Source organism: Alcanivorax limicola (assembly GCF_019931215.1).
Taxonomy (GTDB): domain Bacteria; phylum Pseudomonadota; class Gammaproteobacteria; order Pseudomonadales; family Alcanivoracaceae; genus Isoalcanivorax; species Isoalcanivorax limicola.
Genome location: NZ_JAIOUB010000002.1, coordinates 245,912 through 267,610 on the forward strand (window position 1 = coordinate 245,912; position 21,699 = coordinate 267,610).

Below are 21,699 nucleotides of genomic sequence, written 5' to 3' on the forward strand. Positions count from 1 at the left end.
GGCACAACGCCTGGCCCGGCCTGTTACGGTGCAGCGACGCTTTGGCGCGATTCAGCTACAGCACGTTACAAGCGGGTAAATCTAGACGCCGGGGAAGACGGGGACACTCACGAATCATCGCGAAACTCACCACAAACTCACATCGTGACGAGAGGCATTGCGAAAGGTCTGTTCAGGGGTGGAGAATAAAACCCACGCCACGCACCGCACGCAACGGCAAGCGCAGGCCGCTGAGCTCGCGCACCTTGCGACGCAGGCGACTGAGCAACATATCCAGACGATGATCCAGATAATAATCACTGCTGTGGCCCAACGCCTGAACGATGCTGTCGCGGGAAACAGGCTGGCCGGGCGCGGTAAACAATAATCGCAGCACTGCACCTTCCGAGGCAGTCAGCGGCAGGGTGGCGCCTTCGGGGGTACGCAGGCTCCAGCCATCATCAATCAGGGACCAGCCGGGGGGCTCGGGGGAGGATATAGCAATGGTCTTGCTGAGGCGGCGGTGCACACTGACCAGTGTCGCCACCAGTTCACGCATGTCGACCGGTTTGACCAGGTACGCATCCGCGCCGGTCATCATGGTGCTGACACGTTCATCCATGGCACTGCGTGCGGAACAAATGACAATGCCGAGCGGCATGGCATCCTTGAGGCGGCGCATGATGGTATGGCCATCTTCACCTGGCAGGCCCAGATCCAGCAGCAACAGGTCTGCGGGCTGGTGCAGCAGTGCGGCATAAAGGTCCAGTGAACCTGAAAATGCTCTTACATCGAAGCCGTCCCGCGACAGTGCGCAGGCCAGTTCTTCTCGCAGATCGTCGTCATCCTCGACGACACAGACACGGATTCCCTTGCCTATCATGTATCACCTTCTGATGTTTCCCACCCCAGCCACATCCCAGGCCACATACCGGCAAGGGGTCAGTATAGCCAGCTTGCCTGGCCTCCGCAGCCCAGCTGTTCCGGGGCCGCGTTTATGATCACCGCCAGGCTGACGCGCCGACGCGGGTGGCTATGGCTGTGTCTCGCGATGGCGATGCTGACATGGGCCCTGCCGGCCAGTGCCGCGACCACCTGTACGCCGGCGCAGCTGACACAGGCCGGCCAGTTCGGTGTAGCCGAGCTGGGACACGGGCTAACCCGGGTGTCCGCCGAGCTGTCGCCCGCTTCCGTGGAAGAGGTCGCCGCGTTGCCGGAAAGTGCGTTTGTCCCACTCCCCCGCGCCGGCGTGCATGTGGACAATCACGAGACCGTATGGCTGCGGCTTTGTCTGCAACGCAGCGACACTGCCAGACGGGACTGGGTACTGACGTTACTACCCGCCTATATCGGTCATATCGCGCTCTATGATGTCCAGGAAGACGGCTATCCGGCACGAGTGCGTACCCTGGCGGCGGCGCGCAATGACAGCGACATCTCCTATCGCGGCGCGGCGTTTTTGCTGTCGCCTGCCGTGGACAGCGTCACGGTGCATTATCTGGAAATTACCACGCCTCGTCTGGCCATTGATCTGCTGCTGTTCGAGCACACGGCCATGCCGCGCTTCGTCGCTGCGGAATATGCCGGCTTCGGGCTTTATTTCGGCATGATGTTGCTGGTCGTGGTGATCAATCTGTTTTTCTGGCGCGGTTTGAAAGACCCACTTTACCTGCGCTACGCCCTCGCGCTGTTGTCCACGGCGCTGTTTTCGCTGGTGGTCGGCGGCTATCTGCAACAGATGGTGCCCGCCTTCGCGGCCTGGTATTACCCGACCTCGCGGACCCTGTATGCCGCCAGTGCGGTGTTCATGACGTCTTTTGTCCTGCTGGCGTTCAGGACGCGACTTTACTATCCGCGCCTTTATCAGATCGGGCGCCTGCTGATTCTCGGCTTCATCGTGCTCGGCGCCCTCGGGGCATCGGGCGTGCAACCCGGCTTTGATCCGGTGCGCGCCTTCAGGCTGCTGACGCTCATCGCCATCCTCAGCTTCGGCGGCATGATGCTGCACGCATTGATCCGGCATCGCAGCATACGGGTCTATGCCATTGCCTTCATGCCGCTGGTAGCGGGATTGCTGGCCGTGGCAGCCCGGGCTTTCAATCTGGTGGATGCACTACCGCTGGTGGACCATCTGCCAAATATTGGTGCGCTGGTGCACCTGGTGCTGCTCAATCTGGTGCTGGCCCGGCGCGCCGGGCGCACAGAGCAGAAGCGACGCCGTGCTCAGGACGCCGCGTTGCAGGCCGCCCGGGCTGCCGAACGGGCACTGGAAGCCCGCGTGCAGGAGCGCACCCGGGATCTGGATGTGGCCAACAACCGCCTGCGCGTGGAAGTGGCCGAACGCACCGATGCCCAGGGGCGCCTGCGGGAAGCGCTGGAGAGCGAACGGCGCGCACTGCAAGCCCAACGTCAGTTCGTTGCCATGCTATCCCATGAGTTGCGCACGCCGCTGGCGGTGATTGATACCGCCGCACAAGGCGTGGCGGCGGAGGCAACCATTGAGGATGAGTCGGTGCACCGCCGGGTATCGCGCATTCGCCGGGCGGTGGCGCGACTCATCGGCGTGATCGAGAATCTGTTGGCGGACGACCGGATTGCCTCGCCCTCACAACTGCGGCTGCGGCATTGTGATATGAGCCATATTTTGCATGAACGTATTGCGTCAAACGCAGATGGGCGCTTGCATTTTCCGCCACCTGCAGAGACGCTTCCGGTACACGTTGATCCGGATCTGATCGGGGTGGTGGTGGCCAATCTGGTGGATAATGCGCTGAAATACTCACCGGCAGATACGCCCGTTGATCTGAGCCTGCACCGCGAACCAGGCGATGCTGGCGAGGATCATGCTGTCATTACCGTGCGCGACAGGGGCCCGGGCGTGCCGCCAGAAGAAGCAGAGAAAGTGTTCGAGAAGTACTACCGCGCCGCCGATGAGCGGAGCATCAGGGGTTCCGGGTTGGGTTTGTATGTATGCCGGGAAATTGTGCGTTTGCATGGGGGTGATATCGCGCTGTTGCCCGCCGGTGAAGGCGGCGGCACAGTAGCGCGCTTGCGGTTGCCCATAGCGAGCAGCCCGCGCCAATAAGAAAAAGGACGTTCGGGGATGCGATTTTTTGTTTATTGCTGCGTGCTGGGCATGTCAGCCACTCACGCTGCAGAGTTGCCTGCGGTGCGCGTGGTGGCGGAGGAATCCGCCGACACCACCCAGCGGTATGCCGACAGTCATATTGATGCCGAGCGCCTGGCCAGCGGCGCGCCCGTCAATGCGGAACAGATCGCTTTGCGCACGGTGTCGCTGCAGATGACACAGCCGGACAATCGCAACACCGGTATTTTCCTGCGGGGTCTGGGCACCACCGCGTTCAACGACGGCATGCGCGGCAGCGTCGGCGTGACCGTGGACGATGTGTATCTCGGCCGCCAGGCCATGTTTCCCGCGCATCTGTATGACCTGGCAGGCGTCGACGTAGCGCGCACCCCGGTGCTCAACGGTCCGGGCCCGGCTACCAGTGTTGGCGCGCTGCATGTGCGCCACCAGCAGCCCGAATGGCGCACCGGCGCCGCCCTGCAGAGCACGCTTGGCAGCCAGGGTTTGATACAGCACCAACTGGTGGCCAATGGTGAAATGCTGCCGGGACAACTGGCGGCACGGGTCTCCGCCTACCGCCATCGGCGCGATGGCCTGGTCGAAAATCGCTTCAACGACCGCAAGCTCAACAATGCACATCACGATGGCGCCCGGGTGCAGTTGTTGTGGCAACCGTTGCCGGATATCCAGGCGCGTTTGTTGCTCGAACGCACCCATCTGGATGAAAACTGTTGCGCTTACTCCGTTGCCCATTACAGCCAGGCCTCCCGGGCACGGGCCGCGGCGCTGGGCCATACACTGTTGCCCGCCGATCCTTTTTCGCGCCAGGTCGCCCAGGACACGGAGAACCGTCGGCTGGTGGATCAGGACGCTGCCACCCTGCATCTGAATGCCTGGGTGTCACCCGCCCTGCAGTTGGTCAGCGTGACCGGCTGGCGCGATTGGGACATGGATTCCTGGCAAGACCTGGACAGCATTGCGCTGGCCATTGCCCCGCGCGGCGGCGCCTCCATGCAGCATCAGCAATGGAGCCAGGAGCTGCGCCTGCAAGGTGCGCTGGGCACGTCGCTGGATTATCGCCTGGGCGCCTTGTATCTGGCGCAATCCCACGAGCGCACGCGCAGCCTGCAATACGGCCCGGATGCCGCCCGCTGGTTCACGGCCGGCCTGGGATTGCCGCCGATGGATGACGCGCTGCTGGCCAGCGTGCTGGATGGCGGCACGGTGGTATCCCCCGGTACGGAATCCGCACGGCACCGTGCGCTGTATGGCCAGCTGGACTGGACGCCCCTGCCCGATCTGGCAGTGAGCGCGATCCTGCGCCAGAGCCATGAGCGCGCACGCGGCCGCACCGGGCGACGGGTCAGCGGCTTGCAAGCCATCCCGCCGATACCGGAGTTTCTGGGGCTGCGCGCGGCACTGCTGGGCCAGGACAGCGATGCCCGGCATCAGGTGCATGACGACAGCCTGGATGGCAGCCTTTATGCCCGCTATGCCGCCGCGTCAGGCATGCGCTACGAGGCAGGTGTCAGCACCGGCTTCAAACCCGGCGGCATCAATGGTGAAACCGTCTCCGGCAATGTGCCGCCCACCTTCGAGGCCGAACACAGCCGCAGTGTGGAAACCAGCGTCATCGCCCCGCTGCCCGGTCAGGCCGAGGTGCGCGTCACGCTCTACCAGTTGGACATCCGCGATTATCAGGCACTGACCTACAACCCGGATTCGTCACCGCTGATTCCGCAGATGAACAACATCATCAATGTCGAGCGGGTGCGCTCCCGGGGCGTGGAAACGGAAATGCAGATCCCGCTGCCCGCCGCGTTGCATCTGGCGACCGGCGCGGGCTACAACGACGCCCGCTATATCGATTTTCCCGACGCCCCCTGCCCGCCGGAATCCGGCGTACTGTTTTGTGATCTCAGCGGCAAACGTATGGCCAATGCCCCCCGCTGGACAGCCTTTGCGGACGTGCAACACAACTATCAACTCGGCGACGGGCGCCAGCTTTACAGCGGCCTGCACTACCACTGGCGCAGCGGCTATCACGGCACCACCGAGCGCGGCACCGGCAGCTACGTCAGCAGCCGGGGACTGCTGGATGCGCGCATCGGCTTGCGCCATGCGCGCTGGGACGCCGCGCTGTGGGCGCGCAATCTCACGGATGAAGATTACATGACCGCCGTCTTTGCACTGAACGGCGGCGGCGACTACGGCGCACTGGCAGGCGCACCGCGCACGGTGGGCGCCAGCCTGGTGCTGCGCACGCGCTGACAACCTGCATCATTGCCCGCGCTTTACATGCCGCGTTGGCTGCGAAAATAAGCGACCAACGCATTGGCATGCCCATGGCCAAGCCCGTGATCATTCTTCAGTAGCGCCACCATCTCCATGTGCTTGAGTTCTTTTTGTGCTTCCAGCAGCTCAAGCCAGTGGTTGATGGCGAATCCGTAGCGCTTCTCGATAGACGGGAAGTATGACGCCGGGCCCTGCACCTTTTTCTCTTCTGCCATAACGCTCTCCACAAACGCTCCGCACAAGCACTGTGCACATGAGGCTGACCGGATTGGTCGCCGTTAGTCGAAAGGCGCGGTGGCAATTCGACATCCTCTCCACAACCGGACGCCAGGGATCACGGCTGTCTCGCAACATGTCATGCCCGCGCTTCACTGCGGGGAGGCCGTGGGTCGGAGGGTGATTTCGGTGGTATCCACGCTATCCGGTGCTTCGATTACCTGACGTACCGCCCGGGCGATATCCTCTGGCTGCAACGCAATGGCACGGTACTGATCCATTACCGCCCTGGTGTCTTCATGCGTAATGGTCGACGCCAGATCGCTTTCCACCACGCCGGGGTTCACACAGGTCACGCGGATGGCACTGCTTTCCTGTCGCAGCCCATCGGAAATCGCGCGCACCGCAAATTTCGTGGCGCAATAAACGGCGGCAGTGGGCACAACCTGCAATGCGCCAATCGAGCCGATGTTGATGATCTGACCGCTCTCCTGCCGCGTCATGATCGGCAGCACGGCACCGATGCCCCAGAGCACACCCTTGATGTTCACGTCGACCATGCGCTCCCACTCATCCAGTTTCCCGGCGGCAAGGGGGGACAGAGGCATGACACCGGCATTGTTCACCAAAACGTCGATGCGCCCCCAAAGGTCCAGGGCCGCCTGGGCGAACGCTGCCATGGCGCTGCGATCCGTGACGTCCAGTATCCGAGCCTCTGCCGTGCCGCCGGCTGCGCGAATTTCCTGGGCGATGGCGTCAATACGGTCGCCTCGGCGCGCCCCGAGCAACACCTTGGCGCCGTGGGCAGCGAGCTCCCGGGCGATGCCTTCACCAATGCCGCCGGACGCGCCGGTTACCAGGACAATCTTGTTCATTGTGCTCTCCTTCTGTGTGGATGAAGGAAAGGTAGACATTTCCCGTTGTAGCCGGTATCCCTTCACTTCTGGACTCGGCGGTTAGCGGTGCTTGACAATGAATATCGATCTGAATTTGCTCTCTTTGTTTCAGGCGGTGGCGGAAGCAGATAACTTCCGCGCTGCGGCGGACCGACTCGGTGTGACCCGCTCCGCCGTAAGCCAGGGCATGCGGCGCCTGGAAGACAGCATCGGCACTGCGCTGGTCACGCGTACCACGCGCTCGGTCAGGCTGACCGAAGCCGGTGAGAGGTTGTCAGCGGCGCTGGCGCGACCGCTGTCCGACATTTCCGGAGTGCTGGAAAGCCTGGCGGCAGAAGATCAGCCGCGCGGCCTGTTGAAGCTCGCCGTGACCTCGATCGCCGAGCAGTTTCTATCCGGTCCCTTGCTCGCCGCTTTCGCCGAGGCCCACCCGGCGATCACCCTTGATGTGACAGTCACCGATGAGGAGTGCGATATCGTTGCGGCCGGTTTCGACGCGGGCGTCCGACTGGGAGAGGTGATTGAACAGGACATGATTGCCGTGCCCGTTACCGGCCCCCAACGAGAAGCCGTTGTGGCCGCACCGGCCTACGTGGCCACGTATGGTGCGCCCACCCATCCCCGCGATCTGATTCACCACCGCTGCATCGGCTGGCGCCGGGCGCCGGGTGTTGCGCCTTATCGGTGGGAGTTTGAAGAAAACAACGTTGCCTTTGACGTTGCCGTGGCACCGCAAATCACCACCAACGACCTGCGCCTGATGCTGCGTTCAGCGCTGTGTGGTGCCGGTATCACTTTTGCGACGCGCGAGACCTTCCGGCCCTACGTGGAACGCGGCGAGCTGGTCTGGTTACTTGAGGACTTCCTGCCGCCATTCCCCGGGTTTTATCTCTATTACCCGCAGCGCAAAAACCTGGCGCCAAAGTTGCGGGCGTTGATCGACCACGTGCGTCACTGAAAGATGAAGATCGCTCAGGGCTTGCTGCGGGCCAGGACGCCGAGGGTGAGGGTGGTAAAGGCTTCCCGGGCGTTATCCAGCAACGCCTCGCGGCGCTCGGGTTGCTCCAGGAAATCCAGGCACAGCCAGACGCTATGGCGCACCAGCAGGTCGACGGCCTGACGCAGAAGAACCGGGTCGATCGCGCTAAGTCCGGGAAACCGGCACAGGTCCTCGTGCATGTCCTGGGCAATATCCGCCAGGGTCTGGCGCACGACATCACGCAGCGGCCCCGGTGGGCCGTGCAGTTCACGCAGGGCCACGGTGAAGACATCCGCATACTGTTGCGCGTGATCGAACAGCCAGCCGACCACGTCGAGGGAAGGCGGCGCGCCGGGTGCCGCGTTCGCCCGTGCCGCACGAATGCCCTGGCGCAGCTGGGTGGCGAAGTCTTCCGCGATGGCCTGCAGCATCGCGTCCATATCATCAAAGTGGCGATAGAAGGTGTTGTGGTTCAGCCCGGCTTCCCGCGCGACTTCTCGCAACACCAGTCCGTGCGCGCTGCCGCGACGTGCGGCCAATCGTGCCGCAGCGTTCAGCAGCAGCCGTTTGCCTTCCGGCATAACGATGCCTGACGCCTTTGCCATCCCGTTGCTCCGTTTGACAGGGGGTATCCAACTGGATACTTTACGGCATATCCCAGGTATCCAGTTGGATACATGCTAGCGCATCACGGAGGGCTTGTGGATGAAAATCAAACGCCTGCGCGACGCAGCTGCCCCGGAAGGCTCACGCCTGGTGGTCATCGATGGTCCGCCTGGCGCACAGCCACCGGACTGGTTGTTGCCGCTCGCGCCTGCCATTGCGGGGCCACTACCTGACATGACCGGGGCGGCTACCGAGGCCGGGGAAGCGGCACTGCTGCCGTTTCAGCCGCGCTCGTTTCGCGACGGCATGTTGTTCGAGCGTCACTGGATTCAATCCTCGCGCGGCTATGTGCGCCGCTTCATGCCGTCGGTGTATCCCCTGACGCGGCTCTACGAAACCGTGATGCGTCGGCCCTTCCCGGCCTTCCGGCCACCCGCCCTGTGGCAGCGCCAGCCGATCTATTACTTCGGCAATCATCTGAGCATCGTTGCCGGTGATACCGCCGTCGCCTATCCCGATCACACCCGCGCTTTCGACTATGAGCTGGAGCTCGGCATCGTGCTCGGCAAACCGCTGCATAACGCCTCACCCGAGCAGGCGCTGGACGCCATTGGCGGCTTCGTCGTGTTGAATGATTTTTCAGCCCGGGACATTCAGCGCGCAGAAATGCAATCCGGTTTCGGTCCGCAAAAATGCAAACATTTCATGTCGTCGATCTCGCAGCAGCTGGTCACCGCCGACGAGGTGCTGCCGCGCATTGACGCACTGGCGGGCACCGTTCATCTCAACGGCGATCTGGTGACACGCACCTCTACGGCCGGCATGCGTTACTCGCCGGGTGAGCTACTGTCTTTTCTGTCACACAACGAGCCTCTTTTTCCCGGCGAGTTGATCGGCACCGGCACACTGCCCGGCGGCTGCGGGATGGAAGCGGGCCGCTTGCTCGAACGCGGCGACACCTTGCGCCTTGCTATCGAAGGCGTCGGCGAGATCACGCATACCATCCTGTAACAGAGAGCTGTAACGGAGAGACGGCATGGGTGCAACATGGCTGACGGGTCCCGGAAGGTTGCTGACACGCTTCGGTGAGCGGCCACTGTTTCGTGAGGGGCTGTATCGCGTCGCACAAGACAGCTATGCTTGGATGGTGCCCAACGGCGCCTGGGGCGAAACCAATATCGGCTTGCTGGATTGCAAGGGCCAGAGCGTCCTGATTGATACCTGCTGGGACCTGGGCCATACCACCGAAATGCTGGACGCGATGCAGACCGTTACGGCGGATTCGCCCATCAGCCATGTCATCAATACACACGCCGATGGTGACCATTGCTGGGGCAACCAGTTGTTTGCGGAGCAGACCATTATTGCGTCGCAAGCCTGCGTCGATCAGATGCACCACACCAGCCCCCGCGCCATGACCGCGCTCAAACACGCGGCATCGGTGTCGCGGCATTTTCCCATGCGCACCGTCTCTGACTTTGGCTGCTACATGGGCGAGATGTTGTCACCCTATGATTTTCGGGGTGTGCGGGTAAAAGCCGCCACGCAAACCTTTGTGCAAGAGACGGCGCTGCGCATCAATGGTGTGGAACTGCTACTGACCCAGGTGGGCCCGGGCCATACCGATGGCGATATCATCGTATTTGTGCCGGAGCGGCGGGTGGCTTATACCGGCGATATCGTATTCGCCGATTCGACGCCTGTTGCCTGGGCCGGGCCGGTGGAGAATCTTGTTAGTGCACTGCAACGGTTGCTGCAACTGGATGCGGATGTGCTGGTACCGGGCCACGGGCCGCTGGCCACGCGCAAGATGGTGCGCCAACAAATCGACTACTGGGAATTCTTGCAAGCGCAGCTGTACACGGCCTGCCTTCGCGGCGTGCCACCGCAAGACGCGGCCCGTGAGTTACTGCTGTCTTCCCGTTTCCGCAGCACGCCGTTCGCCCGTTGGGGCTCACCGGAGCGGGCCATCAGCAGCGCCTTTACCCTGTACCGCCATTGGGGAGCACCGCCGAGTCCTTTACCCGGAAAACTGGGCATCCTGAATGTGCTCAGGCATCAGGCCAGCCTGGCCATGGACATGCCTGAGGCGTCGCCGGCGATCATGCACTGCCGTCACCGGCGATAGCCAAAGAAAAACCCGGGCAGTGTTGGCTGCCCGGGTTTCTTTGTGGCGGTGTGACTACTGTGCTTCCCTACCGATCTTCATAGCGTTGGTGCTTGAAGAAGATGCCGGTATCGCCGAATTGGGACAGGGTGAACTCGGACTGGGTGACCAGCTCACCGATTTTCACTGCGCTGTCGCGACGTTCGCGGGCGTAGCGTGCGGTGATCCATGGCCAGATGGAGGTGCGAATCTCCATATCAGTACCGTAAATATCATACACTCTGGTACCCGCCGGAATGGCTGTCAGATCATCACGGAAATCATGCGGCGCCGTGCTGATGCTGTTGGTCAGGCCCTGGTTGGGCACGAAGTAGATCTGCGTTGGCGTTTTGACGCTGCTCGCCGCACTGCCGTCCTGGTTCACTTTCGCCATATCGCTCATGACCAGCAGCGTGGGCTTGGTGGAGACCAGTGAGAACAGCACAGTGGTACCCAGGGTTTCGTTCACTTCCGCCTGAACATAGTTGGACAGTTCGTTGGCGAAGATATTGTGGTTGTCGCCCTGCCCGCTCAGAGTATAGAGCGCCGACACATTCTCGGAACGCTTGCCATCCACCAGGAACTTCAGCGCCAGGCCGGGCGCAAAACCGCGATCGGACGGGTCGCCAGTGACGGACAGGCGCAACAGGCCATGATCCGCGCCCTCGAACAATCCGGTGTAATTGTGATTGCCGGTGGACTGGAACTGCACCTTGGCCAACGCACCGCGCGGGTGAATCGGTTTGCTGTAACCCGGCGGCGCAACGTCGGTGACGTCTTGTACTTTTTTCCACAGTACCGCGTTGATCAGGCCGCCGATGTCGATGGGCTCGATGTCCGGCACTTCACCTTCGTTATAGCTGGTGCGCAGTGCGCCGTTGACCCACAGGTGATCCTGTTTGGCCTGCGCGGACCAGTTCTGGTAGTCGTCGGGCATGTTCAGACCCCAGGGCTTGAAGGCGTTATCCATGCCCACCAGGCTGGTGTTCAGCGAGGGGAAATGACGACGCAGCACGTCCACCATCGTGTTCTCCTCCACCCAGTCGATGCCAGCGACGGTGTAAACCTCGTTGGTGTAATCGGTGGTGAAGAAGCGGTCCGTCATCAGGCGACGTGAGGCATTGAGAATGAAAATCTGGAAGGAGGTCTCGCCGAAGCCGAAACCTTCGGGGCGGGTTTCTTCCGCCAGCTGCCCGACCAGGGTATCAATCATTTCAATGTCGTTGTTGTAGAGCGCCTTCAGATCCGCCAGCAGTTGGGGATCGCTGGTCAGGTCTTCGAACTGCGTGATCGGCTTGAGGCCGATCTGGCGACGGAACTCATTGTAGCGCGGCACGCCCCGTTCGCGATCACGCAGCACGTCGATGGCCGCCATGTCGATATCGCCGGCAAAGGGCACGGACAGGTTACGCATGAAATCCGGGTAGTTCCTCAGCGTCAGGGCGCCGGGATGGGTGATACCGAAGGAATACCACAGGCGGTCCTGGCCTTCCGCGCTGAGCAGCGCTTCCGCATTGCCATCGCGGGTATACTGAATAGGAATCTCCCGGTCGACGATATTGGAGCCGATATCAAAGACCTTGATCTCGTCACGCAGCAACGGGTGCATACGGTACACCGACACGAACTCTTCGGTGAGCGTGTATGGCACACCGTAGTTGTTCGGTGTGCGCGAACCCACCAGGCCCGCCAGCGCATGTTCGATGGAGCCGGTGGGGCTGTTGCCCAGACCGGTGTCGATACCCACCAGATTGAACAGGTTACCCAACTGGCTCAGGTTGTTGTTGAGCACGTTCAGGTCGTCCTGGAATTTGTCGCGGGTGTCCCGGTCGCCGCCCAGGCCCCACCAGTTGGCGTACATCGCCCGTTCCAGTACCGGATTGGCGAGGATGGCGGGGGTCCATTCCACGGTGTGGATCTTGGCCATCAGGGCGGAATTGATCAGACGCGCCTTGTCGAACAGCCATTGATCAGACATGCCCGGGTTGTTGGCCTTGAGCATCTCGGCGATCTTGTTGTGCTCCAGTGTGAACAGGTGGTGCAGCAGGCTCAGCCCGACCCACCAGTTTTCATTGAAGCCGGTAACCGGCTTGCCACTGAAGAACTCCGTGGGCAGGCGGCCGTTGCTGTCGACTTTCAGCTTGCCGTCCACAAACGCACGCACGGCATCGTTGGTTTCCTTGTCGCTGCCATAGAGCTGCGAACCATCCCACCAGTGGGTGTTGATGTTCTCGTAGGTGATGGTGGTTTCATCGCCGGTCGCGTTGGGGTCCGGACGGGTCCGTTTGACAGACATGGTGCCGCTGCCCAACACATCACCGGCCGGCAACGGGAATTCGATCGGGTCCGCTTCGCTGTTTGGCCCATGATCAAACCAGTCATGCACCATGAACTGAATCCACGCGGTAGCGATAAAGTTCAGTGTGGTGGCCGGCTTGAAGTCGCCGTCCCGGGACATGAGCAGATTACTCACTTCACGGGGGTTGGGGATCAACAGGGTGTCGTTGAGGGTTTCCGGCTGGGCCACGTCCGGATTGACGTTACGGCCGAAGCGCACATGGGCGGAGCCTTCCGCCGGATTTTCCAGGATGTTGCAGGTGCCGTCTTCCGTCCGCGCGGTGAGGCTACGCTCGTCACACACGATGGGCGCATTCTTGTCGGCCCAGTTTTCCTGGTCGAACATATTGTTATTCAGCAGGTTTTCCCGCTGCGCGGCCAGGACCAGCAACGCACCCATAACGCCCAGGGTGCCGAATTTGGTCAGGATAGGCCAGGTAACCCAGGGGGTTATAGGCATGATAGGTCTCCGTCTTCTTGTTCTCGGGGTATGTCAGATGACAACACCGGGACTCTAGCAACGGGGCCAACCCCTCCACCCCCTCCTGCGGGAGGGGCTGGGCAGGAATCGCCAACCAGATCATGGTTTACCGGGGTAGAAGAAAGGCCGCGCCGCTACCGTGGCGCCGCACGCAGAACGGCTTCCGTGCGATTGGAGAGGCCCAACTTGCTGTAGATGTTTTTCAGGTGCCATTTGGTGGTGGTGATGGAGGTGCCGGTCTTCTCGCTGATCAGGGCATTGCTCAGGCCGCCTTGCAGCAGTTCAAATATCTCCAGCTCTTTGGGGGTCAGTACCGAATCCGGGTCGACTTCCAGCGGGTCATTGCCCGGGGCGACGTCGAAGACGGCGGGGAACAATTCGGTGTAGCAGGCCGGCAGCATCAGCGCGCCGCCGCGCCATAGCCGATTCATCAGGCTGGCCAGGCCGGGGGCCTCATCGAACACCGAGCGATTGATGTTGAGCAGCCCGTGACGGGTGATCAGCGCATCCACCTGTTTGGCCTGTTCTGCGGCAGGCTGCTGTTTGCTGGCGATCACCAGCAGGTTGGCTTCCATGATGGAGGCGCGGGTCTTGATGCCTGCCGTCTTGACTACCGCGAGCAATCGCTGCAACACGGCTTCCGCCTCGGCCAGGCGGCCATTGGCGATCAGCCAATACGCCGCCGCCAGGCCTTTTCGTTCCCAGCTCTGGCTGTAGGTGTGCGGGGTATGCGCGCCGTTGTCCGCCACCCAACCGGCCAGGTCAAAGCGCTCGGCCACTGCGTCCAGCCGGGCCCAGTGGCCGGCGGTGAAGGCCTGGCGCACCATTTCCAGCACCGTCATGCTGACAAAGCGCTCGTAGTTGCCGAGCTGCAGAATGCCGAGCAGCTTTTCCAGCATGCGCTCTGCAGGTTGGTGCTTGCCCTGCAAATGCTGCAGGCGCGACAGGGTCAGATAGACCGTGGAGATCACTTCCGTGGCGGACGCGCTGGAGACCATGGGCAGTAAATCTTCGCAGAGCTGCTGCGCCTCGGTCAGGCGGCTCTGGTCATAGAGCACCACCACCATGCCGGTGGCCCACAGGGACCAGGTGGGGCAGTCCCGCGTTGTGTTATGAAAGTGCTCGTTGATAAAGGCTACCGCCTCGCCGATGTGACCGAGCTGGTGATTGGCCAGGGCGGTAATCAACCCCGCATACCCGGCGGTGAAGCGGTGCCCCAGACGCAACAGCACTTCCCGCGCCTGGCAGGAAAACGCCAGCGCCGATTCCAGCCGGCCATGTTGCAGATGGTGATAAGCCACCATGGCCAGGGAGAAGGCGCGGATATCCCGGTGGCCGCAGCTTTCCATCAGCAGTGACAGATTGGCCCCTTCCATGAAGTCGGTGTCGTGCTGAAAAAGCTGCAGGTGCATTTCCAGAAAATCGATCACCCGGGCATGGTTGTCCCGGGCAGCTTCGCCACTGCGCGGGGCTTCCTTCAAGGCATCCAGGTAATAGCGAGCACGAAAGAAGCGACGCGACAGCGTCAGCGTGCTGATCAATGGCGCGGCCAGTTCGTCGCGACCAAGAATGACGTCATCCGGCAGCGTCTCCGCCCAATCCAGAATATGTGCGGCGTAGCCTTCGCGCAGCCAGTAGTCGAAAGCCTGCTCCAGCGAATGGATAAACAGGCCGTCATCCCCTGCCCGTTTCGCATGCCACACGGCCTGGCGAAAATTCTGATGGCGCACAAAAAAACGGGTGGCGCGACGATGGATGGCAGTGATGCAGTCGGGCATATCAATGGCCACCCGAGCACGCAGGAAATCCCGTAGCAAGGCATGGTAGCGATACCAGCCCGGCTGGCCCGCCACCGGTATCAGAAACAACTCGCGGGAGCTCAGTTCCTCTATCAGGCGCGCGGAGCGATCGCTCTGCAACACCTCGTCGCACAGTGCGGCATTGAAGCTGTCCAGCAAGGCGCTCTGCATGAACAGCGTGCGGGCGGTATCCGGCAGGCCCTTGAGCACCGCATGGCCGAAGTACGCCATCAGCTCCGGCTGGCTCGCATCAAAATCCTGTAGCGTCTGCATGCCCGAGCGAATAGCCGCCAGCAGCGCAATCTTGACCCCGGCCATCCAGCCTTCGGTGATGCTCAGCAGGTGTGTCATGTCGGCGTCATCCAGCGCCTCGCCGCCCAGGCCTGCGTTCAGCGCGGTCACTTCTTCGCGACGAATCTTCAGATCGGCAGCATTGATTTCCAGCAGACGATCTTCCAGCCGCAACCGGCTCACATCGAAGGCCGGCTGCGTGCGGCTGGCGATGATCAGATGCACATTCCCCGGCGGCTGGGCCAGCAACGTGCTGATAACACTGAGGGTTTCCGGGCTGCGAATATGCTGGAAGTCATCAAAGACAATGAACAGCGGCTCGTCCACCTGCTCCAGCGCATCAAAGAGGGCGTCGGCAATCGACGCCGGCGGCAACTCGGCCACATCGAAAGGCATGAACCAGGAGGTATCAAAGGCGGGCACCACCGCGCGCGTCCCTTCGGCGAAACGGCGCAAGAAGCGCACCGGGTCATCATCCGCAGGCCGCAGGCTCAGTGAGATCACCGCGCCGATGTCCGGCCGCGCCTGCCACTGGCTGAGCAAAGTGGATTTGCCCGCCCCGGCCGGGGCCAGCAACAGGGTAAGGGGGACCTGGGTGCAGTGGTCCAGCAATGCCACCAATTCCTTCCGGTAGTACCGGCCCGGTGGCAGCCGGGACGCATCAGTCGTACTCATTTCTGGTCTGCCTGGCGCACTTGTTATTATTGTCTGCGTGTTCCTGTCAGCCGACCGGAACGCTCGTGCCGATTAGCAAACTAACGGATACTGGCGGAGCAGTTCCGGCATTTGATCACAATCCGGGCAATACGGTAGCGCCGTGGCGGTAAATCACAAACTGCGCTACAGCCGTCCCATCACTGAAATGCGCGACGGAAGTACGCTACAATCGCCTGACCTTTCAATGAGTTATTTTCATGCGCACCTTCGTGCTCCGCGCCCGCGCCGCCCCCACCGACAGCCAGGCTCTGCTGGCCCATGTCGGCGGCGATGCCCATACGGAAATTCTTGCCCACACGCTGATGAACAGCCTGTTTGTGGCCCAGTCGCATCGGGACGATGTGGTCGTGCACCTGGTGCTGGAAAGCACTCGGGACTTTTCCCGCACCATCACCTTTACTGCCGCTGACATGCAGCATATCGGTGGCTTCCATGAGCAAGCGCTGCTGGCCAAGGTAGCCAAGGCGCTGGACGCATCACAGGGACTGGGCAAGGAAGAGGAGCGCGCCGTGGAGCCAGGCATCCGCGTACGCACGCTGAGCTTTGAACGGTTGGTGAAGGATCTGGCGGAAGATCATCCGCTTTACATGATGGACAAAAAAGGCACACCGGTTCGCACGATGACGTTTGCCAGCAACCCTTGCTTCCTGCTGACCGACCATATCCCCATGCCAAAGAAGACGTTCAACAGCCTGAAACGACTGGGCGCAGAAAAAATCAGCCTGGGGCCAACCATGCTGTTTGCGTCACAGTGTGTGGTGCTGATTCATAATGAGCTGGATCTGGCGGAATAATCAGATCGCGTCCAGGAAAGACGTTATTCGTAGTGGCTCCAAAGCCGGAGAACCTTCACCACCCGCTCGCCTTCCAACACTTGGCCTTCCAACACTTGATATACCAGACGATGCTGAATATTGATCCGGCGCGAAAGCGCCCCCGCGAGATCACCGATCAGCTTTTCATACGGAGGCGGCTTCCGATACGGATCTTCTGCAATCAGGGCCAGCAATTCCTGCGCTTTTGTCTTCAGGCCGCTGGCGGCCACCTTCCTTGCATCTTTCTGGGCTTGCCTGGTGTAAACCAACGTCCATGTCACCAATCCAGCTCCTTATCGCATTCATCCACAGGGGTATCCATCCCCTCACGAATAGACTCTCGCATACCTGGCACAGAAAGCAGGTGCAGTGTTTCCTGAATGGCTGACCAGTCTTCTTCAGACACCAGGACAGCTTTATTTCGCTTGCCCATGATAACGATCGGCTGGTGGGATTCGGCCGTTTCATCAATTAATCGATAAAGGTTGCTGCGCGCCTCAGTGGCAGTTATCCCGGTCATGACGCACCTTCGGTATGTTCATATTTTGACCAATTGTACGCCTTCAGGTACGTACGTCAATACGAACGTCATGCCGCATCGCCGGGAGCCCCATCAGAGGGCCCGACCCAGAACAATGGATTGTGCGCGACTTCCCACAGATACCCATCGGGGTCAGAGAAGTAACCCGCGTAGCCACCCCACTCTGTCTTCCGCGCGGACTTGGTGATGACAGCGCCCGCCGAAACAGCCTGCGCCATCACCTCATCCACTTCCTGTTCAGTGCTGACATTGTGCGCAAGACTGAATCCGGCAAACCCGCCGGAAGCACCGTCTACCTGCGCATCCGCCGCAAGCGCATCACGCCCGTACAGCCCCAGCCAGGTGCCATTCAACGTAAAGAAGGCCACCTCCGGCGGGGAGTCCATGCGCGGCAGGCCGAGACCCGCTTCGTAGAACGCGATGGAACGCTTCAGATCCTGCACACCCAACGTGATCATACTGATTCGTGGCTTCATGATTCCTCCGCTTCGACTAAGGAACCTCTGAATAACTCCCTGCGCTCTCTGGCTTTCAGGCTGGCGCGCAATCAAGGCGTACTTTCGAAGGCATAGTGGCGCTATGTCGAGAAAGTGCAACGCGGAGTGCGCGCCAGCCTGAAAGCCCCGAAGGGCGCGGCCTGAAGCGTACATCTGCCGCGTTGCGCCGCTTGAAAAGGGCTACGGCCATTCCCTGCGCGACGCGCCTTGCATCTGCGCGCTTCAGGCCACGCAGAGAGCGCAGGGAGTTATTCAGAGGTTCCTAACGGGTTCATTCAATATCGGCGCGGCGCTTGCGCTCCTGCTCAATCATCTGCTCCAGGCGCTCCTCAAGGGAATTCAGCCCCAGACGGGCACGGCGCTCATTAACCGTATCAGGCTCTTCGATGGGAAACGGTGTCGGCCACCCCTTTTCATCAACATCAAACTGGGTGCCATAGTACTGAAGCTTACCCGCCAATGTACGCACCCGATCCTGAAGGAACGCCAACTGCCAACCCGCCACATCTTGCCTGGCGACAGCGTCTTCCAACAAGCCAACACATTCCGCCATGAATTCGGGGTCAGACACTGCATGCTGGGCGACAAGCCACGCCGCCCTGGACGCCTCTTCCCCCACCAACGACATGCCAGGCCAGCCATGACGACCAATAATCGTCTTCAAGCGCGAGGCATTCCGCTCGTGCAGCGCTTTCATCCGGGGATGGTATGACTCGCTGGGCAACTCCCCGGCATTAAAGAGCGCCTGCAACACCTGCTGATCCTCTTTCATCATTTGGATCAATTCATCTGCAAGATTCAGATTTATCGGCGCTTTATGCATGCGGGATTATCCTCGTCCATAGATTGAGGTGAAATCTATAGGGGGCGAGGTAACCGCCAGATATACGAACGCCTGGTCCTCGCCAACTTCCACTCCGTGGACATCGCCTTTTTCAAACCGCACCACCTCACCCGACCGGATAACCCGCGTTTCGCCATCGGCCAGAAGCAACGTGCCCTCCCCCGATGTGACGATCCATATCTGCTCGGATGCCTGATGAGCGTGGCGCGCCTGCCGGGCGCCGGGTGAAACAGTGACCTGTGTAATGGTGACTTGCTGTGATCCCGAGTTGTGCGGTGACACCAGCTGCAATGAGGTGACGCCCGGATTCGAGAGGCTGCGAAAGTCCTTGTTTGTCAGAAACTCCAACACGCTCTCCTTTTTCTACAGGAAGTCTCCCCACCCGCCCTGGATCATCGTCTGAAAACGCCACTCACCATCTTTCTTCAGCAGTACGTCCGCGTACTTCAAGGCGCCCTCATCGCTATCCTTATTCGGACGCCACTCAGTAAGTACGATGGCGACATTGGCATTGATCATATACGGCTTTCGCACGGTGTTGTACTGGATGTCATCCGGCGTATTCTCCATGGCGCTTTTCATGGACGTGATAAAATCTTCCCGCGACCAGGTTCGCGTTACGCCATTTCCTGTAGAGTCGTCCGTGATCACATACATGGGGAACAGGCCCCGATCCGCCATCTCTTCAAATTTGAAATATCTGGTCAGCTCGTCATACGCGACAAACCAATCGTCAATTTCTTTCTTGCTTTCACTCGTTGGTTCAAACATCGCCAGCTTCATTGAAGCTCCTTTTTCACGCTATGATCCGCGTTCATATTTTGATAAGGGCTTTATCTGTGACGAGAGAAAAACATGCAAATTCTCTCTCCGGAGAACTTACACTCCCGAGCATCACCCTTCCATAACATTATCACTTCGCTTCACGGAAATAAGGTGGCGCTTCGGTTTGAGGTTCGGCGAGACACCGGCGCCACGGTTACGGCAACGGAATAAATTCCTCTTCGTCGCCAGCCACCAACGGGAAACGTCGCTCGCGCCAGTCCTCCCTGGCCTGCGCGATGCGCTCACGGCGACTGGAAACAAAATTCCAGTCGATAAAACGGTCGCCCACTGGCGCACCGCCAATCAGTGCAATACGCGCATCCGTATTGGCAGTAATGCGAATTCCCGACTGTTCGGCAAAGACCGTCATCGACCATTCCGGCAACGTGGTTGCCTCCGTCTGCAAGCTGCCGCTGGCCACGTAAACGGCCCGTTCTGGCGCATCCGGCAACAGCAGGCTCTGCCCCGCACGCAGATGGGCTTCGAAATAAAGCGTCTCCGAAAACACCTCGACCGGCGAGGTGACGCCGTATGCGCTGCCCATGATGACGCGTACCGTCACACCGTCGACATCCACTTGCGGTATGTCGTTACCGGGATGGTGGTAGAACGCCGGTGCTGTTTCCTCGTGCTCAGCCGGGAGCGCCAGCCACAGCTGCAGGCCGTTCAGGCGGTGATCGACAGCGGTCACTTCCGGGCGCTCACGCTCCGAATGTACGATACCGCGGCCAGCCACCATCAGATTAACGTCACCCGGGCGAATCGCCTGCAAACTGCCGACCGAATCCCGGTGCAGGATTTCGCCGTCAAACAGGTAGGTGACGGTCGCGATACCAATATGAGGATGCGGGCGAACATTGATGCCACTGCCGGCAGGAAAATGTGCCGGGCCCATGTGATCAAAGAAGATCCACGGCCCCACCATGCGACGTTTTGCTGTTGGCAGCAGGCGCCGCACAGAGAAGCCACCAAGATCCGTCTCTTTTGGCGTCAGGATCAGCTGTACCGCGCCACAGGGCGCGGCAAGGCTGTCACAGTGCTGCTCAACATGGTCAAGAACATTGCTCATCGCGCACCCCCTTTTCGGATCGGTTTCAGAACCTCAGCCTGCCATCAGGCACCTGCAAGACGCTGACCGATCAGCCGGTCAACCGAAGCTCGGCCGCCACCGCTAATGAACAGTGCCACCGAGATGGCAAGCAACGCCAGGCCGAACTCATAGCCATTGTTGCTCATAAAGAGGCCGTTGCCGATGTGTACCGCGAAAATCGCCACCAGCATGGTGAAGGCCAGCACTGCCGCCGCCGGACGAGTCAGCAATCCCAACAGGAGGGCGATACCGCCGAAGAACTCGGCACTGCCTGCTGCCAGGGCCATCAGGTAGCCCGGCTGCAGGCCGATGGAGGCCATCCACTGCCCGGTGCCTTCCAATCCGTGGCCACCAAAACTGCCAAACAGCTTCTGTGCGCCATGGGCGATAAAGATGATGCCGGTCGGGATGCGCAGTGCCAGGCTGGCGAGGCTGGCGTCCGTGCCGACAACGCGATTGATCAGGGCAGTATTCATGGTCAGGTCTCCATCTGTGTGTAAACAAGGGATGACCATTGTGCGGGCCCATTGATTCGATATAAACGGGGAAAATTAGCGCCAATCCATCTAATTTATTGCTTGATTGGCGATCGATCACGCATCGGCTGCGGCATAGAAAGCCATCTGATCTGCGTGCGCTTTCAAAAACGCCGGGCGCGCAGTCGCTCGCGCAATATAGTCACGGCTCGCTGCATGCTGCTCAAGGCCGTTGAATCTATCGACAAGGCGCAAAGCATCAGACATGACAATATCAGCCACCGAGAAGGCATCGGCCAACCATTCGCGCCCTGCGAGCACTTGCTCCATATGGTGGAGACGGCTCGCCAGGAAGGCATCCAGGGTTTTGCGCCCGGGCGTCTTTTGGGTATCGTCTGAAAACATGAAAAGGGACCAGGGCACCGTTGCCATTTCGACAGAATTAAGCCCGGCAAAAAGCCATTCGATGACTTTATAGCGGCCCATCGCATCCTGCGGCATCAGAACGCCACTTTGCTCAGCCAGATACAGCAGTGCTGCACCGCTCTCAAAGATGGACGTGTCACCATGGGTCAACCACGGCACCTGGCCAAAAGGCTGCCTGGCAAAATGCGCATCACTTCGGCTCGTGAATGACGTGCTCTCCACACGATAAGGCAGCCCCGCCTCCTCCATTGCCCAGCGCAAGCGTATGTCTCGCACATACCCACGGGGCGTCTCGGGCACCCAATCGAATGTGGTAATGATAAACTCGGACACACTGCCTCTCCTTACCTTTGTA

General features: G+C 60.6%; 21 protein-coding genes. 6 read left to right on the top strand and 15 right to left on the bottom strand.

What is annotated here, in order from left to right; translation table 11 throughout:
- Positions 1 to 172: 172 nt before the first annotated feature.
- Positions 173 to 862: a response regulator transcription factor gene (locus K8B33_RS07115; RefSeq protein ID WP_223425004.1), complete on the bottom strand. Its 690-nt coding sequence runs from the start codon at positions 860 to 862 to the stop codon at positions 173 to 175.
- Positions 863 to 976: 114 nt separating this feature from the next.
- On the opposite strand from K8B33_RS07115, the gene K8B33_RS07120 reads away from it, so the two are divergent.
- Together K8B33_RS07120 and K8B33_RS07125 are read left to right on the top strand one after the other, a co-directional pair.
- The gene (locus tag K8B33_RS07120) at positions 977 to 3,064 is read left to right on the top strand and encodes a sensor histidine kinase (protein ID WP_223425007.1); all 2,088 of its coding nucleotides are present in this window, start codon (positions 977 to 979) and stop codon (positions 3,062 to 3,064) included.
- A 51-nt stretch (positions 3,065 to 3,115) separates the two neighbouring features.
- Positions 3,116 to 5,338 (top strand): TonB-dependent receptor, encoded by a 2,223-nt coding sequence (locus K8B33_RS07125; protein WP_223425009.1) that lies wholly within the window; start codon positions 3,116 to 3,118, stop codon positions 5,336 to 5,338.
- A 23-nt stretch (positions 5,339 to 5,361) separates the two neighbouring features.
- Here the strand turns inward: K8B33_RS07125 and K8B33_RS07130 are convergent, their stop codons facing one another.
- The gene (locus K8B33_RS07130; protein WP_223425011.1) at positions 5,362 to 5,577 is read right to left on the bottom strand and encodes a DUF4287 domain-containing protein; all 216 of its coding nucleotides are present in this window, start codon (positions 5,575 to 5,577) and stop codon (positions 5,362 to 5,364) included.
- 153 nt (positions 5,578 to 5,730) lie between these two features.
- Positions 5,731 to 6,453 carry an SDR family oxidoreductase gene (locus K8B33_RS07135; protein ID WP_223425014.1) on the bottom strand — a complete coding sequence of 241 codons (723 nt, stop codon included), beginning with the start codon at positions 6,451 to 6,453 and terminating at the stop codon, positions 5,731 to 5,733.
- A 97-nt stretch (positions 6,454 to 6,550) separates the two neighbouring features.
- Here K8B33_RS07135 and K8B33_RS07140 point away from each other — a divergent pair, with 97 nt between their 5' ends.
- On the top strand, positions 6,551 to 7,432 hold the full coding sequence (locus tag K8B33_RS07140; protein WP_223425016.1) for a LysR family transcriptional regulator: 882 nt from the start codon (positions 6,551 to 6,553) through the stop codon (positions 7,430 to 7,432).
- Positions 7,433 to 7,446: 14 nt separating this feature from the next.
- On the opposite strand, the gene K8B33_RS07145 is transcribed toward K8B33_RS07140, so the two are convergent.
- The gene (locus K8B33_RS07145) at positions 7,447 to 8,058 is read right to left on the bottom strand and encodes a TetR/AcrR family transcriptional regulator (protein WP_223425019.1); all 612 of its coding nucleotides are present in this window, start codon (positions 8,056 to 8,058) and stop codon (positions 7,447 to 7,449) included.
- 100 nt (positions 8,059 to 8,158) lie between these two features.
- Here K8B33_RS07145 and K8B33_RS07150 point away from each other — a divergent pair, with 100 nt between their 5' ends.
- Positions 8,159 to 9,070 (top strand): fumarylacetoacetate hydrolase family protein, encoded by a 912-nt coding sequence (locus tag K8B33_RS07150; RefSeq protein WP_223425022.1) that lies wholly within the window; start codon positions 8,159 to 8,161, stop codon positions 9,068 to 9,070.
- A gap of 25 nt (positions 9,071 to 9,095) precedes the next feature.
- Positions 9,096 to 10,187 carry an MBL fold metallo-hydrolase gene (locus K8B33_RS07155; protein WP_223425024.1) on the top strand — a complete coding sequence of 364 codons (1,092 nt, stop codon included), beginning with the start codon at positions 9,096 to 9,098 and terminating at the stop codon, positions 10,185 to 10,187.
- Between the two features lie 67 nt (positions 10,188 to 10,254).
- Here the strand turns inward: K8B33_RS07155 and K8B33_RS07160 are convergent, their stop codons facing one another.
- A complete protein-coding gene (locus K8B33_RS07160; RefSeq protein ID WP_223425027.1) occupies positions 10,255 to 13,002 on the bottom strand; it encodes a peroxidase family protein in 2,748 nt (915 codons plus the stop codon).
- Between the two features lie 155 nt (positions 13,003 to 13,157).
- Positions 13,158 to 15,788 (bottom strand): LuxR C-terminal-related transcriptional regulator, encoded by a 2,631-nt coding sequence (locus K8B33_RS07165; protein WP_223425030.1) that lies wholly within the window; start codon positions 15,786 to 15,788, stop codon positions 13,158 to 13,160.
- A gap of 239 nt (positions 15,789 to 16,027) precedes the next feature.
- Here K8B33_RS07165 and trmY point away from each other — a divergent pair, with 239 nt between their 5' ends.
- The gene (trmY, locus tag K8B33_RS07170; RefSeq protein ID WP_223425032.1) at positions 16,028 to 16,624 is read left to right on the top strand and encodes a tRNA (pseudouridine(54)-N(1))-methyltransferase TrmY; all 597 of its coding nucleotides are present in this window, start codon (positions 16,028 to 16,030) and stop codon (positions 16,622 to 16,624) included.
- A gap of 23 nt (positions 16,625 to 16,647) precedes the next feature.
- On the opposite strand, the gene K8B33_RS07175 is transcribed toward trmY, so the two are convergent.
- From K8B33_RS07175 to K8B33_RS07215, 9 genes are all read right to left on the bottom strand, one after another.
- Complete coding sequence (locus tag K8B33_RS07175) at positions 16,648 to 16,926, bottom strand: Txe/YoeB family addiction module toxin (RefSeq protein ID WP_223425035.1); 279 nt, start codon at positions 16,924 to 16,926, stop codon at positions 16,648 to 16,650.
- Positions 16,923 to 17,165: a type II toxin-antitoxin system Phd/YefM family antitoxin gene (locus tag K8B33_RS07180; protein WP_223425037.1), complete on the bottom strand. Its 243-nt coding sequence runs from the start codon at positions 17,163 to 17,165 to the stop codon at positions 16,923 to 16,925. Before K8B33_RS07180 ends, K8B33_RS07175 begins: the two co-directional genes overlap by 4 nt.
- Before the next feature lie 68 nt (positions 17,166 to 17,233).
- Positions 17,234 to 17,662: a VOC family protein gene (locus tag K8B33_RS07185; RefSeq protein ID WP_223425039.1), complete on the bottom strand. Its 429-nt coding sequence runs from the start codon at positions 17,660 to 17,662 to the stop codon at positions 17,234 to 17,236.
- Positions 17,663 to 17,954: 292 nt separating this feature from the next.
- The gene (locus K8B33_RS07190) at positions 17,955 to 18,506 is read right to left on the bottom strand and encodes a DUF6624 domain-containing protein (protein ID WP_223425042.1); all 552 of its coding nucleotides are present in this window, start codon (positions 18,504 to 18,506) and stop codon (positions 17,955 to 17,957) included.
- Between the two features lie 6 nt (positions 18,507 to 18,512).
- Entirely contained in the window at positions 18,513 to 18,875 is a 363-nt protein-coding gene (locus tag K8B33_RS07195; RefSeq protein ID WP_223425044.1) for a cupin domain-containing protein, read from the bottom strand.
- Positions 18,876 to 18,890: 15 nt separating this feature from the next.
- Entirely contained in the window at positions 18,891 to 19,310 is a 420-nt protein-coding gene (locus K8B33_RS07200) for a hypothetical protein (protein WP_223425047.1), read from the bottom strand.
- Positions 19,311 to 19,506: 196 nt separating this feature from the next.
- Positions 19,507 to 20,421 carry a pirin family protein gene (locus K8B33_RS07205; RefSeq protein ID WP_223425049.1) on the bottom strand — a complete coding sequence of 305 codons (915 nt, stop codon included), beginning with the start codon at positions 20,419 to 20,421 and terminating at the stop codon, positions 19,507 to 19,509.
- 44 nt (positions 20,422 to 20,465) lie between these two features.
- Positions 20,466 to 20,918, bottom strand: coding sequence for a DoxX family protein (locus K8B33_RS07210; protein WP_223425051.1), 453 nt, complete (start codon positions 20,916 to 20,918; stop codon positions 20,466 to 20,468).
- Positions 20,919 to 21,035: 117 nt separating this feature from the next.
- The gene (locus K8B33_RS07215; RefSeq protein ID WP_223425054.1) at positions 21,036 to 21,677 is read right to left on the bottom strand and encodes a glutathione S-transferase family protein; all 642 of its coding nucleotides are present in this window, start codon (positions 21,675 to 21,677) and stop codon (positions 21,036 to 21,038) included.
- Positions 21,678 to 21,699 lie beyond the last annotated feature (22 nt).

Coding starts and splice junctions, on each gene's coding strand:
- K8B33_RS07115 (WP_223425004.1), bottom strand. CDS start 862: ATGATAGGCAAGGGAATCCGTGTCTGTGTCGTCGAGGATGACGACGAT.
- K8B33_RS07120 (WP_223425007.1), top strand. CDS start 977: ATGATCACCGCCAGGCTGACGCGCCGACGCGGGTGGCTATGGCTGTGT.
- K8B33_RS07125 (WP_223425009.1), top strand. CDS start 3,116: ATGTCAGCCACTCACGCTGCAGAGTTGCCTGCGGTGCGCGTGGTGGCG.
- K8B33_RS07130 (WP_223425011.1), bottom strand. CDS start 5,577: ATGGCAGAAGAGAAAAAGGTGCAGGGCCCGGCGTCATACTTCCCGTCT.
- K8B33_RS07135 (WP_223425014.1), bottom strand. CDS start 6,453: ATGAACAAGATTGTCCTGGTAACCGGCGCGTCCGGCGGCATTGGTGAA.
- K8B33_RS07140 (WP_223425016.1), top strand. CDS start 6,551: ATGAATATCGATCTGAATTTGCTCTCTTTGTTTCAGGCGGTGGCGGAA.
- K8B33_RS07145 (WP_223425019.1), bottom strand. CDS start 8,058: ATGGCAAAGGCGTCAGGCATCGTTATGCCGGAAGGCAAACGGCTGCTG.
- K8B33_RS07150 (WP_223425022.1), top strand. CDS start 8,159: ATGAAAATCAAACGCCTGCGCGACGCAGCTGCCCCGGAAGGCTCACGC.
- K8B33_RS07155 (WP_223425024.1), top strand. CDS start 9,096: ATGGGTGCAACATGGCTGACGGGTCCCGGAAGGTTGCTGACACGCTTC.
- K8B33_RS07160 (WP_223425027.1), bottom strand. CDS start 13,002: ATGCCTATAACCCCCTGGGTTACCTGGCCTATCCTGACCAAATTCGGC.
- K8B33_RS07165 (WP_223425030.1), bottom strand. CDS start 15,788: ATGAGTACGACTGATGCGTCCCGGCTGCCACCGGGCCGGTACTACCGG.
- trmY (WP_223425032.1), top strand. CDS start 16,028: ATGCGCACCTTCGTGCTCCGCGCCCGCGCCGCCCCCACCGACAGCCAG.
- K8B33_RS07180 (WP_223425037.1), bottom strand. CDS start 17,165: ATGACCGGGATAACTGCCACTGAGGCGCGCAGCAACCTTTATCGATTA.
- K8B33_RS07185 (WP_223425039.1), bottom strand. CDS start 17,662: ATGAAGCCACGAATCAGTATGATCACGTTGGGTGTGCAGGATCTGAAG.
- K8B33_RS07190 (WP_223425042.1), bottom strand. CDS start 18,506: ATGCATAAAGCGCCGATAAATCTGAATCTTGCAGATGAATTGATCCAA.
- K8B33_RS07200 (WP_223425047.1), bottom strand. CDS start 19,310: ATGAAGCTGGCGATGTTTGAACCAACGAGTGAAAGCAAGAAAGAAATT.
- K8B33_RS07205 (WP_223425049.1), bottom strand. CDS start 20,421: ATGAGCAATGTTCTTGACCATGTTGAGCAGCACTGTGACAGCCTTGCC.
- K8B33_RS07210 (WP_223425051.1), bottom strand. CDS start 20,918: ATGAATACTGCCCTGATCAATCGCGTTGTCGGCACGGACGCCAGCCTC.